Origin of the sequence: Anabaena sp. UHCC 0187 (genome assembly GCF_009712035.1) — a bacterium.
Lineage (GTDB): Bacteria > Cyanobacteriota > Cyanobacteriia > Cyanobacteriales > Nostocaceae > Dolichospermum.
Genome location: NZ_VILB01000013.1, coordinates 717715 through 736249, shown reverse-complemented (window position 1 = coordinate 736249; position 18535 = coordinate 717715). Strand labels below are relative to the sequence as shown.

Genomic DNA, 18535 nt, shown 5'->3' with positions numbered 1-18535 from the left:
TTGAAGATATTATCATTTGCGACTTTATTACAATGAATCGCTTTTCCCAAAATATCATAAACCTACACGATTATACTTTACGGCATACTCAACTTGGTCAAATATGTGGTTCTCAAGTATTATTTCGAGAACGATATCACATATTACGGATTTTGGGAAGAGGTGGTTTTGGCATTACGTTTTTAGCCAAAGATGCAATTTTACCAGGAAATCCCTTATGTGTAATTAAACAGCTTTGTCCTAGAGTCAGTAACCCAAAAAGTTTACGAAAAGCTTGTCAACGATTTGAAAAGGAAGCAAAAACTTTAGCACAGTTAGGTAGTCATAGTCAAATTCCCATGCTCATTGACTATTTTGAATGTAATGGGGAATTTTATCTAGTCCAAGAATATGTACATGGTCATACTTTAGCGCGGGAAGTCAGACGAAATGGTAACAAAAATGAAACAGAAGTAAAATCGTTTTTGCAAGAAATACTCCCAGTCTTAAACTATATTCATCAAAATCGTGTTATTCATCGAGATATTAAACCCCAGAATTTACTCCGTTGTCAAAATGATCAACGCATAGTATTAATTGATTTTGGTGCTGTTAAAGAAAAACTTATAGATACCTATGGGAATTCGGTGAATAAAAGTGTTTCTACTAATTTTATTGGTACTAACGGTTTTGCACCTCCAGAACAGTTATCACTGCGGCCAGTTTATGCAAGTGATATTTATGCTTTGGGAATAACTTGTATTTATTTATTAACTGGTAAAGGTCCTTTAGATTTTGAATATGATCTGGGTACTGGTGAAATTTGTTGGCAAAAAGAAATCAGTATCAGTGATGATTTTGCTCAAGTTCTAGGGAAAATGGTCAAAGTATCTTTGGCAGGAAGATTTAAAACTGCTAAAGATGTGATGATTGATTTAGGTTGGGGAAGATATAGTGCTAATTTAAACAGTTGCTTAACTCAACAACTGCCGAAAAATTCAAGTGTTAATTCTTCAGAAGAATCACAAATATATACTTCCCCTGCTATCCGTGCTGCTATGGCAATTCGCAAATTAAAGTCTAGACAAAATTCCTTTAATTCCTCTCATGATTTTACACCTTTGTAAATAAAAATACAGGTTCATCAATGGGATAATTCAGATAAATAAATAATTATTTTTACTTAAAATAAAAATGTAATCTTGAAGCAAAATATACATCTATATAATTATGGCAAAATGCCCTATTTTCCTCTTTAAACTGCTATATAATTAGAAAAATTGGCAATAATATATCTTTTATGCTTTTCCATATTTAGGAAAGGTAAATTTAGAATTTTCATGTTAAATATAATTAGTAAATGAAGTAAAAAATTTTTATCAAAATTAATTATAAAAAGAGTTTGACTCCTAATTCCTGACTCCTGAATTTTATCATGCAGATGCACCATATAGATTATGATCTGCTGTCTAAATCCCGATTGTTCAAATCCCCAAAATCATCAGAATAATAAAGTTTGTCAAAGTTGTCATACCCCTCTAGTGCCACTTTTGAGAAATCGGTTTCGTGTTATCCGTGTACTTTCTGACGAAGGTGGATTTGGTAGAACTTATATTTCTGAAGATATTGATAAATTAAATGAATTATGTGTCATTAAACAACTAGCACCAAAATTCCAAGGGACTTGGTCACAAAAGAAAGCCATTCAGTTATTTTCAGAAGAGGCAAAGCGACTTCAGGAATTGGGAGAACATCCACAAGTACCAACTTTAATAGCTTATTTTCAACAAAATAATTGTTTGTATTTAGTACAGCAATTTATTGAGGGTGAAAATTTATTCAATGAATTGAAATCCCGGAAAATTTATAGGGATTGGGATATTCAATCTATATTATTAGATTTATTACCAATCATCAAATTTATCCATCAACAGGGGGTAATTCATCGTGATATTAAGCCAGAAAATATTATTCGTCGTAAATCTGACGGGAGATTAATCCTGATTGATTTTGGTTCTTCCAAACAGTGGACAGCACAAGTACAGCGAAAGAATGGTACTTCTATTGGTTCACATGGTTATTCTCCCATTGAACAAATTAGAGACGGAAAAGCTTATCCTGCCAGTGATTTATTTGGTTTAGGTGCTACTTGTTTTCATTTGCTAACGGGAATTTCTCCTTTTCAATTATGGATGGAATATGGCTATAGTTGGGTAGGGAACTGGCAGCATTATTTACGTGTTCCCTTAAGTGGAGAATTAACAGAAATTATAGATAAGTTACTACAAAAAGAAATACAATATCGCTATCAATCTGCTGATGAAGTAATTAGAGATTTGATGAAAAAACATACTCATATTCTGCCAGCAGCGAATAGTACAATTATTAAAACCTCTGTAAATAATTCTCGGATACAGCCGCAAAAATATATTTTCATATTTAGCATATTTGTCTTTTTTGCGTTAGCAGCATCTGGTTATCAAGAATTTCGTAAATTAAAACCGAATTTTTCTTTTAGTTTGAGTCAACCCTGGAATATTACACCCATTCCTGAAAAAGATTTGTCTTTAGTTAATACTCTTTCTGGAAATAAAAGTAAAGTTTTATCTGTGGTTATGAGTCCTCATGGGAAAATGATTGTTAGTGGTGGTAATTGTGAAGAAACTAATCATAGTCAATGTCATGGTAATTTGAAATTATGGGATGTAATTACAGGAAGGGAAATTATCAGTCTTGAGGGACATTCCCAAAGTGTTAATGCAGTAGCTATCACCGCTAATGGTAAAATTTTAGTGAGTGGTAGTGATGATCAAACTATCAAAATTTGGAATTTACAAACAAATCAATTAATTCACACTTTAAAAGGTCATACTGATGCAATTCACAGTTTAGCTATTAGTGCTGATAATAAAACTTTAGTGAGTGGTAGTGATGATCAAACTATCAAAATTTGGGATTTAACAACAGGTAAGCTAATTCGCACTTTAATCGGTCATAAATACTGGGTGCGTTCTGTGGATATTAGTCCCGATGGTGTTACTTTAGTAAGTGGCAGTTTTGATAAAACTATTAAATTATGGAATATCAATCAAGAAAAACCAATTCGGACTTTAACTACTAGTTCACAGACAGTCATAGCTGTAGCTTTTAGTCCTAATGGTAAAATTTTAGCCAGTGCCAGCCGTAATCGCACCATTAAATTATGGAATCTGCAAACCCTAAAAGAAATTCACACTCTCACGGCAGGAGGTAATAATGTTAATACTATTGCTTTTAGTCCTGATGGTAAAATTTTAGCCAGTGCTGGACGAAATACTTCTGGTGAACAAAGCTATCACACCATTAAACTATGGAATGTGGCGACAGGTGAGGAAATGTTCACATTGACAGGACATAGTAATATTGTTACTTCCCTTGGGTTTAGTGCTGACGGGAAGTTCCTAGTTAGTGGTGGTGAAGATAATTTAATTAAAATTTGGCAGGTTTTTCAATGAATTTAGTCTGGGAAAGATTGACTTTATCTTCTTTACCACTCAAAGAATATTTATCTGGTAGTTACCTACATCGGTTTCTGGTGGGACTTTTGCTTCCTTGGCGACAAACTAGTATTTTAATGCAGTGGGGAGATATCATTGCTGTTGGCTTACTTAGCCTCATTTATGCCCTCGCACCCTTTGTTTCTAGCACTTTAATCGGTTTATTGTTAGTGGCTTGTGTGGGCTTTTGGTTGCTGTTGACTTTATCTGATGAAACCACACGCCCAAATGCGGCTTCAGTTACTCCTATTCACCTGCTAGTCTTGCTGTATTGGAGTATTGCCGCTATATCCACAGCTTTATCCCCAGTCAAAAAGGCCGCTTTCGGTGATTTACAAACATTAACTCTTTATTTGTTACTGTTTGCCCTCTGTGCTAGGGTGCTAAGAGTCCCCCGGTTTCGGTCTTGGCTGATTACTCTTTATTTGCATATATCCCTGATTGTCAGCGTCTACGGGATACGACAATGGTTTTTTGGCGCGAAAGCTTTAGCCACATGGGTTGATCCAGAATCCCCTTTAGCTAAGACTACCAGGGTTTACAGTTATTTGGGCAATCCCAACTTACTAGCAGGATATCTTTTACCCGCTGTGGTTTTAAGCTTGGTGGCCATGGTGGCTTGGCAAGGTTGGATGAAAAAATCTCTTGCACTAACAATGTTTATTGTCAATACTGCCACCTTAATTCTTACCTTTAGTCGCGGTGGCTGGATTGCTTTATTGGTGGGATTATTTAGTGTAGCGGTATTACTCCTTTATTGGTGGAGTATAGATATGCCCCCATTTTGGCGAACTTGGTCTTTACCAATTTTGTTAGGGGGTGTGGTTGGAGTGTTGGTAATGGGAGTGATCTTTGTCGAACCTTTCCGGATACGGGTTGTCAGTATATTTGCTGACCGCCAAGACAGCAGTAATAATTTTCGCAAAAATGTCTGGGAAGCTGTATTTCAGATGATCCGCGATCGCCCAATCACTGGAATTGGCCCCGGTCACGGTTCTTTTAATAAGGTTTATCCCCTCTACCAAAAGCCTCGTTTTACAGCTTTAAGTGCCTATTCTGTGTTTCTAGAAACGATTGTGGAAACCGGCTTTTTAGGTTTTACCTGTTTCCTGTGGTTAATAGTTGTGACTTTTAATGCAGGATTACTGCAACTTCAACGATTACGAGAAACTAGAAATATCGAAGGATTATGGTTAATTGGGGCGATCGCCTCTATCCTAGGTATACTCTCTCATGGATTAGTTGATACAGTTTTCTATCGTCCTGAAGTCAATACTCTCTGGTGGTTAATGATGGCTTTAGTTGCCAGCTATTGGCAACCTTTAAGCAGAAATAATCAGGTGACGTGATTGGTTCGTTGTCAGTTGTCAGTTGTCCTTGGTAAGGAATTTTCTTCTTCTTTCTTCTTTCTTCTTCTCTCTTCCTCCTGACTCCTGACTCCTGACTCCTGCCTCTTAATACCTCTTCATTGCCCTTTGCATATCCCGCTGATCATCACGACGTTTGAGGCTTTCCCGTTTGTCGTGCAGCTTTTTACCTTTACCAAGGGCAATAACTATTTTTACCCAACCCCGTTTCAGATACATTTTTAAGGGGACTAGGGTTAAGCCTTCCTGTTGTACCCTACCAATCAGCTTACGCAGTTCTTGTTTATGAAGTAATAACTTGCGTGTTCGTCTTGGTTCGTGATTAAAATATGCACCACTAGAGGTATATGGAGAAATATGGACGTTGATTAACCATGCTTCACCGTCACGTAGTAACGCATAACCATCTTGTAAATTGGCTTTACCTGCACGAATTGATTTCACCTCAGTTCCCGTTAACTGAACTCCCGCTTCATAGGTCTCTATGATTTCATATAAAAATCGCGCTTGCCGATTATCACAAATAACTTTGTAACCTTCACTCTGTTTATCACTCATTGAAAATCTTCTTAGTTTTTATAAATACGCCTAAAAATCTCTTTAGACTAGCTCTTATGTTGATTGTAGTTCACAAGGACTGGGGAAGAGGTGATTGAGATAAAATCATCTTCCGCAAGATGTGAAGTTTTGTAAACAATTTCTAAAAATTTAAGATTTTCTTTATAAATTATTGTTCATACTGCTATTAGTAGGTAATTCTGTCATAGGATGGAATATAGGATTACTATTTTTGCTTGTGTCTATTGATATTGCCCATAACAGCAAATTAATCAGTCAGGAAAATTCTCAAGGTGTGCTATCCATGCCCTTGACTATTCTGGTAGCAGATGACGATTTCGGTACACGTCTATCCATTAGTGATTATCTGGATCTATCAGGTTACACTGTAATTACGGCTAATAACGGTGTAGATGCTTTGTCTATGGTTGAAAAGCATCATCCTGATTTGATGGTGACAGATATTATGATGCCGGGAATGAATGGCTATGAATTAGTTCGTCGTATTCGTCAACTATCAGGATTTCGACTATTACCTGTAATTTTGTTAACAGCGAGAACTAAAACTGAAGAACGAATTTTGGGTTATCAGTCTGGGTGTGATTTGTATTTGCCTAAGCCTTTTGAACTGGAGGAAATAGGTGCTGCTATTCGTAACTTGTTAGAGCGATCGCATATCATCCAATCAGAATGTCGTTTTACTAATCAAGACGAAACAAATATTCCTACTTATACAAAAGCAGAAAATGGTCGTATTTCTGGATCTAATCAGGTGCAGAAATCTCAAATGTTAACACCGCTAACTGTTAGGGAACAGGAAGTTTTAGATATCTTAACTCATGGTTTTTCTAATATAGAAATTGGTAATCATTTACATATAAGTCCGCGCACAGTGGAGAAATATGTGAGTAGTTTATTGAGAAAAACCGAAACCAGCAACCGGGCAGAATTAGTCAGATTTGCGATGAAACATGGTTTAGTCGAATAGCATCTACATGAAATTATCCTTGTTTTGGTTTTCGGAATTGCTGAGAATTAATCGGACCGAGAATTTGATTTAAATCCCGCAATTGTTCAGCCGTACCCATACAAATTAGCGTATCTCCTGATATTAAAATAGTATCTCCAGTTGGACCCCCAATCAGAGTACCATCAATGCGGCGAATGGCCAGAACTAATGCTCCTGATTGCGATCGCAATTTTGCCTTCTGTAAACTTTGACCAACGAAAGGACATCTACCCGGATCTAGTAAAAATTCTTCCATATATAACTGGCGGTCTGTCCCCGAAAGAATCCCATCCACAAAGTCCAAAATTTGGGGTCTGAGGGCTGCTGCTGCCATCCGTTTACCCCCAGTGATATAGGGTGAAATTACGGCATCTGCACCACCACGCTGTAATTTTTGTAACGCTTCTTCTGTACTAGCGCGAGCGATCGCTCTAATGTCTGGATTTAGAGTTTTTGCTGATAAAACAGTATATAAATTTTCCGCATCTGAAGGCAAAGCTGCCACAATACAAATTGCTTTAGTAATGCCAACTTTTAACAAACTATCATCCAATGTGGCATCACCTTGAAAAACAGTATAACCAATTTCCTGGGCTTTTTGCACAGATTCAAGTTCCGCATCAATAATCACAAAAGAAACACCTTCAGCCTGAAACTCCCTAGCAATTTGTCGTCCAGTCCTACTAAATCCACAGATAATATAATGTTCTGATAATGATTCCATTAAACGCCTTTGTTGTCGGAGTCGGATTCCTTCTAAAAAATAGCCTTCAATGACTGCGGCTGTAAATCTATTGACAATATAACCAAGATTTACCACACCCATTAAAATCAAAGCAATGGTAAACAACCGCCCTCGACTACCTAATAGGTTAGTTTCTCCATAACCTACCGTTGATAAGGTAATCACAGTCATGTAAGCTGCATCTTCCCATTTCCAACCTTCCACCAGGGAATACCATAAAGTTCCAATCAAAAAAATACAAGCTAGGGCAAGCACCCCAGCCATTAACTCCTTTTGAATCCGTTGATATTTTTGCTCAAGGGTAGAATACACAGGCAATTAAAAATTAAGAATTAAAAATTAAAAAACTCTCCTAAATCATGAGAAATTTTGTTCATATTTCCAAGAACCTAGTAAAGTATTACGATAAAAGCTTTTCAGGAGTAGCGGTAGTGAGCGTGCAAACTCTAATTGAACAAGCCACGAACCCCTTGGAGTCAGGTATTATGCCATCTACACCTTTTGATGTTGATAGCTTTGATGCGGCTGTCATGTCCACTTATGGACGGTTTCCTTTGGCTTTAGAACGGGGTGCTGGTTGCCGTGTTTGGGATAGTCAGGGCAACGAATATCTGGATTTTGTTGCAGGTATTGCCACTTGTACTCTAGGACACGCCCATCCAGCAATGGTAGAGGCTGTAACTAGACAAATCCAGAAATTGCATCATGTTTCTAATTTGTACTATATTCCTGAACAGGGTGAATTAGCTAAATGGATTGTTAATCATTCCTGTGCAGATAGAGTATTTTTCTGTAATTCTGGTGCTGAAGCCAACGAAGCAGCAATTAAACTAGCGCGGAAATATGCCCACACTGTCCTAGAAATTGCCCACCCGATCATTTTAACTGCCCATGCCAGTTTTCACGGACGGACTTTAGCCACGGTGACTGCGACTGGACAACCAAAATATCAAAAGCATTTTGATCCTTTAGTTCCTGGTTTCCACTATGTCAATTACAACGATATTAGGGCAGTGGAAGCCGCTGTTACTGAGTTAGATGAAGGTAATTATCGGGTCGGGGCAATTTTAATTGAACCATTGCAGGGAGAAGGTGGAGTTCGTCCTGGGAATGTTGCCTACTTTAAGCGATTACGGGAAATTTGCGACGAAACCGGCATTTTGTTGATTTTCGACGAAGTGCAAGTGGGTATGGGACGCAGTGGCAAATTATGGGGTTATGAACATTTGGGAGTAGAACCAGATATTTTCACCAGTGCGAAAGGTTTGGGCGGTGGTATTCCCATCGGTGCGATGATGAGTAAGAAATTCTGCGATATTTTCCAACCAGGAGAACACGCGAGTACATTTGGCGGTAATCCCTTTGTCTGTGGTGTGGCGCTGAGTGTTTGTGAGACTTTGGAAAAAGAGAATATTTTAGAGAATGTCACAGAACAGGGCGCACATTTGAGAGAAGGATTAAGAGCGATCGCTCGTCAATATCCTCAGCATATCTCAGAAGTGCGCGGTTGGGGTTTAATCAGCGGTATGGAAATCAAAGCCGATATTCCTTTAACTGCTGCTGAAGTTGTGAAAGCTGCTATGGAAGAAGGTTTATTACTTGTTCCCGCAGGGCCTAAAGTCGTGCGGTTTGTTCCTCCTCTTATTGTCACAGAGGCAGAAATCAAACAAGCATTAGAAGCTGTAGAAAAAGCATTAGCTAAGGTTACAGCATAATTCATAATTCGTAATTTGTAATTCCTCATTTAAGAATTATCAATTACGAATTTTTTTTAGCTTATATTTCTATCATTCATTATCACATCTAAGGTTAATTATCATGAAATCCAATAAAATATTTAGATTAAGTTCCCTGAGAACGTCCATTCATCTAGACGGCTGCAATGTTACCCATTATCAAGAACTGCATAAATTCTCTTCTGAAGCAGAAGCCGAAGCTTTTTTTAATGAAAGTATTCAAGAATTACTCACACATGGTTGGTATGATATCGAATCTGTGACCGTAGATGAAAATAACAAAGATTTTACTCCAGATGAATTGTATGGAATGTTCTTAGAATTAAAAAATCAGATAGATGAATTTGCCAATGCAATTATCAAACCTTCTATAGAAATTACCCCATCTTTAACAACAGAAACTACCTTATGGCAAAGTAAATTTGGTGGTTTACCTTACCTTCCTAAAAATACGACCTATCCTGAAGCACCAGATGGTACTCCTTTGCATCTTTTAGCGCAAATCAACTTTTCAGAAACTCCTAAATTAGAAGATTTACCAGAAAAAGGCATACTTCAGTTTTATATTGAAGCATCAGGTGAAACAGCCTTTGGAATTGAAGAATATCCGCAATTAAAACAAACAACTTTTCGAGTTCTTTACTTTCCTGAACCAGATTTGAATATTGATAATCTCTTAGATGATTTTGATTTTTTACCTCCAGGAATAGGTTTACCATTAGTAGACTGTCTGGCTTTAAATTTCGCTATTAAATCAACTCCTATGAGTGCATCAGATTATCGGTTTAGATCCTTAGTTAAAAGCCATTTTACCATCTTTCAACAAAGTAATCTCACTAAAGCACAGGAAAATTCTTTAGAAGAACTTGTAGATGATTTTCTCAATGAGTATGAAGAAAAATATGAGGAATTATTAGGAGGACACTGTTTAGGAGGATATCCGGCATTTGTGCAAAATGATGATCGTGCAGATTTGCAGGAGGAGGAAGGTTATGATTTTCTGCTATTGCAAATGAACTCAGATGATGAGAATTCAATTATGTGGGGAGATGAGGGAGTTGGTAACTTTTTTATTCAGCCTTCTGCACTGAAACTGTTGGATTTTTCTAAGATTTTGTACACCTATGCTTGTTGTTGAAATTAGGTAAATTAGGCTTTTCTAGGATTAAATAAACCTAATATTATCTGAGATACTTATTCTGTAACTTTCAGAATTAAGGAAGTAGTAAATAAAATTTGTTCAAATACTAACCCAATTTAGGTAGTTAATTGAACTCTAAGCATAAACGTACTTTTAGTTCGTTTTTATATTTTGATGCTTTGTATAAGATTCAAGACGTACTTTTAGTTCGTTTTGATTTTTTATGAGTTTTGAAAGGTATAAAGAAGCTAAACAGCTTTTTGGTGATAGAGTCCAAGCCCTTCGCAAAGAAAGAGGTATTACACAAGAGCAGTTGGCAGAGGATATTGATAAATCCGTTGAGCATATTAGCTACATAGAACGAGGTGAACGCGCTCCGTCTTTTGAAACAATTTTAGATATTGCTGAAGCCCTGAAAGTGTCAGTAGCATACTTAATGAATGTCACACCCCAAACAGATACCAGTACAAACTTTCTCACTGAATTACAAACTCCGGTAGTTCTTCCTTCTCTTGTTGAACCTGTTAGGGAAGCAGTTAATACAACTAAAGAGCGCCGTTCAGATTTAGAACGATTACAGACAGCACTTGGGGCTATTCAGGAATTACAGAGTCTGGCAAACGAGTATGGTATTAATGATGTTTTTCAAGACAATGGAGGGAAAGTTCTTCAAGTTTTAATCTTGCTTGGTTTGCGGATATCACCTGGACGTGAAGGCAATGATGCAATTGATGCAGAAAAAAATGAATATGAATTAAAAACAATTAATAAACTTTTAAGTAAAAGTGTCACCACCAATCATCATCTTAACCTTGATATCCTCGCCAAATATCGTGCTGTAAAAGCTTGGTACATTGCTGTGTATGAAGGAATAGTATTAAAAGCTATATACAGAGTTGACCCTACTTCACTTGAGACTAAGTTCAGTTACTGGGAATCTAGAATACGTGGAGGAATGGAATCTATTAATAACCCTAAAATCCCTTTAAGTTTAATAGAAAAAGAAGGTGAGTTGGTTTATCCTAAACAGAATGAATAAACAATCCCAGGAAATTTGCCAATTTGAAGTAACCTTCATAATTTCAGAGCTAATTGCTTTGAAGTAGTTAAACAAACAGATTCTTTTTGAGTAACAAGACATTCATAAAGAGTCAGAGCCTCCTTCGAGCTTTGAGATTTATCTAGAAACCGGAAAGCTGAAGATGCTAAATAAGATGCTTCTTTTTCAAAAGCCATCCAACTTCTTTCTAGCTGTTCAGCTACAAAACCTGTAGTATTTGAGCCTGCAAATATATCTACAACTTTATCTCCAGGATCAGTCAAAAATTTAATGAAAAACATTGGCAACTTTTGAGGAAATCTCGCTGGATGAGGGGGTATGGAAATAGATTTACATAATTGAATATAACTAGAATTACTTTCAGTATTTGCAATCTCTAATAAATTTGATGGTATAGCACCACCATTATCAGTAGCAAAATTCTTACTGATATCATGTCCTGAAGGTCTTTCTTTCGGTGTATAGTATTTTTGAGGATCTGCCTGTAGCTTCTTCATTCGCTCAGAGTAAGGTACTAAAACATTACTAACATTTGCTTTAGGATGATCAGTTTTTGAGAGCCACCAGACGGTATTTACAGAGTCCTTTGCTCGAATTTTTCGCTTATTAACCCACTCAATTGGTGAAGGTAGTTTAGCTGGGTTATACCAAAAAAATTCTTCAGCCAGTCTAAATCCCAATTCATCACAAAGTTTAATTAAAACCCGATAGTTATAGAGAGAGCGAACTGGACGTTTACTTTCATAAGCTCCACCTAAATCAAGTACGAAACTACCAGTTGAATTCAGAACTCGATAAACTTTTTTGGAAAACTCAAGCAACCAATCAACATAATCTTCCTGCTCTACATTGCCATAAGCCTTTTTGCGTTGCAAGGCAAAAGGTGGTGATGTCAGCACTAAATCTATTGAGTCAGATTCCAATTGATCCAGCAATTGTAGGGAATCACCAAGATAAGCCGCACCGCAGTCTGTAGTATATAGTGGATTGGGAAGAACCATTGTCAGACGCACTAAGAGTTGCTTCTATAACTATAATCCTAAAATATCAAAACGACATATTTTTGGTATCAGTTCTTGTAAAGGCCTACACATAGTGAAAGATTGTGCCATTGACGGCACGGCATTTTATGAACAAGGATTGCAAGAAAAGGATATTCGTAACCTTTACCGCTTTATAGACTGGGTTATGATGTTACCAAAGGCATTAGAAGCGGACTTTTGGCAAGATTTTAAACAATTTGAACAGGAGCGAACTATGACTTATATTACTACAGGTGAGCGCATTGGCTACGAGCGAGGAATAGCAGAAGGTAAACAAGAAGGTAAACAAGAAGGTGAGCAAAATCTTGTGGTTCGACAACTACAAAAACGGGTAGGAAATTTACCAGAAGAAATTAGGAAAAAAATTCAAACTCTTTCTTTAAATCAGTTAGAATCCCTCGGTGAAGCATTGCTAGATTTTACAGCTATTGAGGATTTGTTGAACTGGTTAGAATCTCATCAGTAAAAATATGTAATGCGGGCATAATGCCCGCAAAAAGTATACAAAAATAATATAAATTAACTTCATCATAGCTTAATTGTTTCTGGTTGCTTCAAGGCAAAAACAACCAAAGTTATCTATTTTGTCTCTGATATTGCATAGATATTGCGAAAATAAAAATATCAATATATCATCACTTATTAATATGTGGTGTGCAAGCAAAGATGATAACGTTAATAACAAGAATATTACTGGTATCTGTAGTTAATTTAACTTATGCCTTATTTAGTCATGCTATAGCTAATGCCGAAAATGTTGATTCATTAGAGATAGAACAAGTTACATCAGTTTCTCAATTAAGAGATGTAGAACCCACAGATTGGGCATTTCAGGCTTTACAATCTCTAGTAGAACGATATGCTTGCATTGCTGGATATCCCAATGGAACTTTTCGAGGAAATCGAGCTTTAACGCGCTATGAATTTGCTGCTGGGTTAAATGCTTGTTTGGATAGAGTTAATGAATTGATAGCTACAAGCACCAGTAACGCAGTCACAAAAGAAGATTTTATCAAATTACAAAAACTTACAGAAGAATTTACAACCGAATTAGCCACACTCCGGGGACGAATAGATACTTTAGAGGCAAAAACAACAACATTAGAAGCAAATCAATTTTCGACAACTACCAAACTATTTGGACAAGCAATTTTTGGTATTCAGGGACGGAGTGAAAATAGTGCAGATTTATCACCCAAAGATGGCATTAAAGAAACAACAGATAACGGGACAAAAATCAACGTTATTAGTAATCTACAACTAACACTACTTACCCAATTTAAAAATCGCAGCTTTTTACTAACAGGATTACAAGCTGGTAATGGGGGTACAGCTAGTTTCAATGCCCCACGAATAACTAATGATACCCGATTGGCTTATGAAGGTAATACAGATAATAGCTTAGTTTTAACTGACCTCAATTATCGGTTTTTAGTAGGTGATAAAGTAGCAGTAATAGTTGGGCCAGCAGGGGTTAATCCTATCAACACTTTTCGAGGAGCAAACCGCATAGAAAGTGCAGGTAAAGGTCCCATTTCTGCCTTTGCTCAACGTAACCCAATTTTAGCAATTGGTAATGGTACAGGTGGTTTGGGATTTGATTGGCAAATGAATAAACGAATTAGTTTACAAGCAGTTTATACAGCAAATAAACCCGCCGATAGTAGCCAAAATGCCGGATTATTTAATGGGGGAAATGCCACCGGAGTGCAATTAAATATTGCTCCTACTAATAACATTGATTTAGCACTAAATTATATTAATTCCTACTCAACTACAGGATTTTTAGGAACTGGAATTGGTGATGATTTATTGGCTTATACACCTACAGGTAATAGTCCTCTGACAACTGATGCTTTTGGTGCTACTGCATCTTGGCAGGTTAATCCAAAGTTTACAATTGGTGGTTGGGGTGGTTTTACGACTTCTCACATACCGGGACAATCAGGGAGTATAGAAACTAATAATTGGATGGCTTTTCTCAATTTCCCTGATTTATTGGGAAAAGGAAATTTGGGGGGAATTTATGTAGGACAACCTCCTAAAATTGTCAGCAGTGATTTACCAACAGGTAATAATTTGCCGGGTATTCTCAAAGATTCTCTTGGTAATGCGGGAGGACAACCAGGAACTACTACTCATGTAGAAGCTTTCTATCGTTATCGAATGTCAGATAATCTTAATATTACTCCTGGTGTAATTTTAATATTTGAGCCAAGACATAGCTCGAATAGCGACATGATTACCATTGGTGTTCTCCGAACAACTTTTAGTTTCTAAAACTATATTTTTACCAATTAAGATACAAATTTTCTATAATGGGAGTTGCAAAAAATGCGGACTAAATTTAGTAGCAATATTTTAGGAATGGGAATATTTAGTAGTTATATTTTAGCTGCTAGTTTACCTGCTCAAGGGCAAATTATGATTCAAGGTGGTAATCTATCTGGAAATCTGAATTATAACTATGACAATCCCATAGTCCCTATTGCTAATAGATTCACTGGGTTAGATATTAACTCATTTAATTTAGAAACTGACATCGGCAGAATATCTAATTTTCAAGGGACTGGTCAATTAAAAGAAGTTAGTAATTTAGCAGGTATTCTCCAAAATGGTCAACCGACAATTGGGATTTTATCTGGTTTAATAACTGGAAGATCACAAACTGCTGATGGTAATTCTCTACTTTTTAATAATACTCCTATAACTATCAATGGTGTTGTCTCTTCTCTTCAGAAGATTAATGATTTTACCCAAGCCGGAAATATTGCAATTACTGGTGGCAAGATTGATACTAATTTACTCACAAATCTAACCCAACCTGGTGCAGTTAATTTGGGTACAAATCTGACAAATCTTGGTGTATTATCAAATTTAGGAAGAACAGCTACAGAGCAGTTTAACTTACCGCAACTAGGCTTTAATCCCCAGGTTATTCAAACATTAATTAATAACCCCAACTATGGAAGAGTTGCTTCTCCTGGGTTGATAACAACTCCTGGACTACCTTCGAGAATTTACCCTGGTTTAACAGCACCCAGAAGATAAAGTTAAATCAACTATAATTTGATAAACTTACAGTATTTTATTGTACAACAGTATAACTGAGTTTATTAATTACAGAAAATGCCGCAAAATTTAACTTTAATCCATAGCTTACTTCTGTTCAGCACCGCATTTATTGCCGGTGGACTCAATGCTGTAGCGGGTGGTGGCAGTTTTATTACCTTTCCTACCCTGATATTTACAGGTGTCGCACCAATTGCGGCTAATGCTACAAATAATACTGCTTTATGGATAGCTGCGATCGCTAGTGCAGGAGCTTATCGTCGAGATTTAAACATCGAAAAACGACAATTATTATTACTAGCTGGTACAAGTTTAGTTGGTGGTGTCATAGGTTCTGTAGCTTTATTATATACATCACCGGATGTATTTAAAAAGATGCTGCCCTATTTGTTACTATCAGCAACATTGATATTTACATTTAGCGAATCTCTGAAAAGCTGGCTACAACTTCAAGGTAAAAACGATGCTTCTGCACCGCCACCTTTATTAATTCTCCTAGTTTCTCAATTGCTAATCTCTATATATGGTGGCTTTTTCGGTGCTGGAGTAGGCATCTTAATGTTGGCAACTTTAACTTTTTTAGGGATTAAAAATATTCACTCTATTAATGCTTTTAAAACCTTGTTGGGTAGTTGTATTAATGGTGTGGCAATTATTCCTTTCATGTTCGCTAATTTGATCGCCTGGCATCAAGTTATTATTATGGCGGTTGGTGGTTCTCTGGGTGGTTATTTATGCGCTCATTTTGCCCGCAGACTAGAACCCAGCTTGGTGCGGAAATTGGTGATAGTGGTAGCTTTTGGTATGACTACGTACTTTTTTATTCATGGTTAAGTAAGTAGATATAATTAAATATGTTAGAGTATTCACGGCTTGCTGAATAAAACTAACACCGTTTATAAATCTATGGATGTTGCCGTTATTATCACACTATTCAATGGAGAAAAATGGATTCGTCAAACTCTAGAATCAGTTTTATCTCAAGAACATCCTCCCTCCGAAGTTGTTGTTGTGGATGATGGTTCAGAGGATAATTCTCCAGAGATGGTTAGAGCGTTTTCAGGAGTGAAGTTAATTCGCAATCCTAGTAAAGGAGCGCAATCGGCTTGTAATTTTGGCTTCCAGCATACGCAAGCGGAGTTAGTGACTTTTTTAGATCATGATGATATCTGGCATCCTAGTCACCTACGACTTATGAATGATATTCTGGAACAGCATCCCGAATGTCCAGCCGCGATCGCAACTTGCCAACTTTTTGAATCAGATGATAGTCTTGTTTTTCCACCACCAAAATTGAATGCAATACCATTTGATCCCTGGGAGATTTTCCCTGTAGCTAAAATTCCCACCAACTCAGCGGTTGTCATTCGACGCACTGAAATGAATAAATTAGGGGGTTGGCCTATCCAATTTGGGGGTTGTACTGACACCTACACCTGGCAGAGACTCAGCGTTACTCAACCCCTCATCGAGAATCGAACAGCTACGGTTGGATACCGTCAGCATGAACAATCTATGAGTATAGATTTGCGATCGCAACAGACTCTCAACTACTTTCAGGATGCGATCGCTACTTCCGAGGATGCTTTGAATTACCGTTTGGAAATTCATCCCCAAGACACCGATAAATTAACAAATCGGTTAGCATTCATGAAACCAATGCTAAATATTTTAGAAGCAACTATTCACTCAGATACCCAACTTTTAAAAGAGTCTTTTCTTGCTTTTGAAAAGTGTCTTGTTGGTGAATCAGATGCTTTTATTCAATTGATTGTCGGGCAGCTAATTTGGTTTATCACTCCCAAATTAGGTATGCAAGCACCAAGAAGAAAAACCGAACTTCTAAAAATTTTGATCAGACGCTGGTTACAAGAACCAGAAAACACCTACTTCACACTTCTATTTCGCATTCAAGAAAATCTACCTATTTGGACTGCTTGGCAATATTTACTTCTCCAGCCCCAACAAATAAATGTTTGGCGACTGTTTATTCATGTGGTTAAGTTACGAATCCTGTGGAATTTGATTGTTCTCATCTTGATATCTTATCAATTTAGTAATAATAAAAAGCGATCGCAAACATAATCAATTTGCTGCTCAGACAGGGTAGGATGGATAGGTAACTGGAAGTTGTGAGCGATCGCATATTCTGTCTTTGGTAAGGGTGGAATTATAGCAATACTAACTTCCTGATAACAAGGTTCTAAATGCGCCGCCATCACCCCCCGACGGGTGGGAATTCCCTGACTGTGCAAAGCTGTCATCAATTCCAGAGGAGTTATTCCCGCATCAGAGCTTAATGCCACCATATAAGATTGCCAATTACCGAGACAGTTTTTGGGTTCTTGGGGTAGTCTCAGTTGAGAACAATGACTCAATCGCTGTTGATAATGTTCAGCAACTTGACGACGCAGACGGAGGATTTCTGACAGTCGCCCCATTTGTACAACTGCTACCCCCGCTTGAATATCCGTAAGCCTGGTGTTATAACCAATGACTGGATAGGATTCCACTAGCGGGCGATCAGCCTGATGTCGTTGAAAATCGTTTAAATCCATGCCTTGATGACGCAGTAACCGCAGCTTATGAGCCAATTGCTCATCATTTGTCACCACCATACCCCCTTCCCCACAAGTAACCAGTTTGCGGGCATGGAGACTAAATACAGCCACTTCTGCATCCTTTCCCACGGGGCGATTTTGGGACTGACTACCAATGGCACAGGCTGCATCTTGAAGAACGTGCAAATTATGACGGGCTGCTAACTCGTTAATAGCATCAATATCACAGGGCATACCCAATTGATCAACAGGAATAATAGCACGGGTACGGGGTGTAATTAAACTAGCAACATGATTGACATCTAGATTGTGGGTTGCTAAGTCAATATCGCAGAAAACCGGAGTAGCACCAACATGACGCACGACATTAGCAGTAGCAATAAAAGAGTAAGAAGGGACAATCACTTCATCACCAGAACCAATTCCCCAAGCATGAAGTACCAAAAAAGCACCTGTAGTCCAAGAAGAGACACCAACTGCATAACTAACCCCTACAGCTTGAGCAAATAATTGTTCTAGTTCTGCCAACTTGGGACCGCCGACAATCCAACCACTAGCGATCGCAGCGGCAGCAGCAGCCTCTTCTTCAGCAAACAAATAGGGTTTGCTAAAACTAATTTGAGGGATATTCTGGTGAAGAGTTTGATTCATGAGACAACTTTAGGATATTCTGGTGAAGAGTTTGATTTATGAGACAACTTTAGCTTAAGATTTTTGAATTATGAATA

General features: G+C 37.4%; 15 protein-coding genes and 1 pseudogene. 12 read left to right on the top strand and 4 right to left on the bottom strand.

Annotated features, from left to right (window positions below):
* Nucleotides 1-32: 32 nt before the first annotated feature.
* The 3 genes from FJR11_RS16260 to FJR11_RS16250 all read left to right on the top strand — a co-directional run bounded on the left by FJR11_RS16260 (nt 33) and on the right by FJR11_RS16250 (nt 4864).
* Nucleotides 33-1106, top strand: a complete 1074-nt coding sequence (locus FJR11_RS16260; RefSeq protein WP_168505451.1) for a serine/threonine-protein kinase — start codon at nt 33-35, stop codon at nt 1104-1106.
* A 330-nt stretch (nt 1107-1436) separates the two neighbouring features.
* Nucleotides 1437-3473 carry a serine/threonine-protein kinase gene (locus tag FJR11_RS16255; RefSeq protein ID WP_168505449.1) on the top strand — a complete coding sequence of 679 codons (2037 nt, stop codon included), beginning with the start codon at nt 1437-1439 and terminating at the stop codon, nt 3471-3473.
* A complete protein-coding gene (locus FJR11_RS16250; protein ID WP_168505446.1) occupies nt 3470-4864 on the top strand; it encodes an IctB family putative bicarbonate transporter in 1395 nt (464 codons plus the stop codon). Before FJR11_RS16255 ends, FJR11_RS16250 begins: the two co-directional genes overlap by 4 nt.
* Before the next feature lie 105 nt (nt 4865-4969).
* Here FJR11_RS16250 and smpB read toward each other — a convergent pair whose 3' ends face one another.
* Entirely contained in the window at nt 4970-5440 is a 471-nt protein-coding gene (gene smpB / locus FJR11_RS16245) for an SsrA-binding protein SmpB (protein WP_168495958.1), read from the bottom strand.
* 304 nt (nt 5441-5744) lie between these two features.
* Here smpB and FJR11_RS16240 point away from each other — a divergent pair, with 304 nt between their 5' ends.
* Nucleotides 5745-6428 (top strand): response regulator transcription factor, encoded by a 684-nt coding sequence (locus tag FJR11_RS16240; protein ID WP_168505599.1) that lies wholly within the window; start codon nt 5745-5747, stop codon nt 6426-6428.
* A 13-nt stretch (nt 6429-6441) separates the two neighbouring features.
* Here FJR11_RS16240 and FJR11_RS16235 read toward each other — a convergent pair whose 3' ends face one another.
* Complete coding sequence (locus FJR11_RS16235) at nt 6442-7506, bottom strand: potassium channel protein (RefSeq protein WP_168505444.1); 1065 nt, start codon at nt 7504-7506, stop codon at nt 6442-6444.
* Nucleotides 7507-7625: 119 nt separating this feature from the next.
* On the opposite strand from FJR11_RS16235, the gene FJR11_RS16230 reads away from it, so the two are divergent.
* The 3 genes from FJR11_RS16230 (at nt 7626) to FJR11_RS16220 (ending at nt 11110) form a co-directional block, all read left to right on the top strand.
* A complete protein-coding gene (locus FJR11_RS16230; protein ID WP_168505597.1) occupies nt 7626-8909 on the top strand; it encodes an aspartate aminotransferase family protein in 1284 nt (427 codons plus the stop codon).
* Between the two features lie 103 nt (nt 8910-9012).
* Complete coding sequence (locus FJR11_RS16225) at nt 9013-10068, top strand: YwqG family protein (RefSeq protein WP_174763063.1); 1056 nt, start codon at nt 9013-9015, stop codon at nt 10066-10068.
* 226 nt (nt 10069-10294) lie between these two features.
* Nucleotides 10295-11110: a helix-turn-helix domain-containing protein gene (locus FJR11_RS16220; RefSeq protein ID WP_168505442.1), complete on the top strand. Its 816-nt coding sequence runs from the start codon at nt 10295-10297 to the stop codon at nt 11108-11110.
* A gap of 35 nt (nt 11111-11145) precedes the next feature.
* Here the strand turns inward: FJR11_RS16220 and FJR11_RS16215 are convergent, their stop codons facing one another.
* Entirely contained in the window at nt 11146-12132 is a 987-nt protein-coding gene (locus FJR11_RS16215) for a site-specific DNA-methyltransferase (RefSeq protein WP_168505440.1), read from the bottom strand.
* Between the two features lie 127 nt (nt 12133-12259).
* Between FJR11_RS16215 and FJR11_RS16210 the strand changes: the two are divergent.
* The 5 genes and pseudogenes from FJR11_RS16210 to FJR11_RS23615 all read left to right on the top strand — a co-directional run.
* Nucleotides 12260-12640: pseudogene (locus FJR11_RS16210) on the top strand (DUF4351 domain-containing protein); the annotation flags it as partial.
* A 200-nt stretch (nt 12641-12840) separates the two neighbouring features.
* Nucleotides 12841-14454 carry an iron uptake porin gene (locus FJR11_RS16205; protein ID WP_168505438.1) on the top strand — a complete coding sequence of 538 codons (1614 nt, stop codon included), beginning with the start codon at nt 12841-12843 and terminating at the stop codon, nt 14452-14454.
* Nucleotides 14455-14508: 54 nt separating this feature from the next.
* The gene (locus tag FJR11_RS16200; protein ID WP_168505436.1) at nt 14509-15225 is read left to right on the top strand and encodes a hypothetical protein; all 717 of its coding nucleotides are present in this window, start codon (nt 14509-14511) and stop codon (nt 15223-15225) included.
* Nucleotides 15226-15303: 78 nt separating this feature from the next.
* On the top strand, nt 15304-16080 hold the full coding sequence (locus FJR11_RS16195) for a sulfite exporter TauE/SafE family protein (RefSeq protein ID WP_168505434.1): 777 nt from the start codon (nt 15304-15306) through the stop codon (nt 16078-16080).
* A 39-nt stretch (nt 16081-16119) separates the two neighbouring features.
* On the top strand, nt 16120-17331 hold the full coding sequence (locus FJR11_RS23615; protein WP_254444763.1) for a glycosyltransferase family A protein: 1212 nt from the start codon (nt 16120-16122) through the stop codon (nt 17329-17331).
* On the opposite strand, the gene FJR11_RS16185 is transcribed toward FJR11_RS23615, so the two are convergent.
* Nucleotides 17295-18458, bottom strand: a complete 1164-nt coding sequence (locus tag FJR11_RS16185) for a DegT/DnrJ/EryC1/StrS aminotransferase family protein (protein ID WP_168505432.1) — start codon at nt 18456-18458, stop codon at nt 17295-17297. The two genes, FJR11_RS23615 and FJR11_RS16185, sit on opposite strands and share 37 nt — an antisense overlap.
* Between the last annotated feature and the right edge of the window lie 77 nt (nt 18459-18535).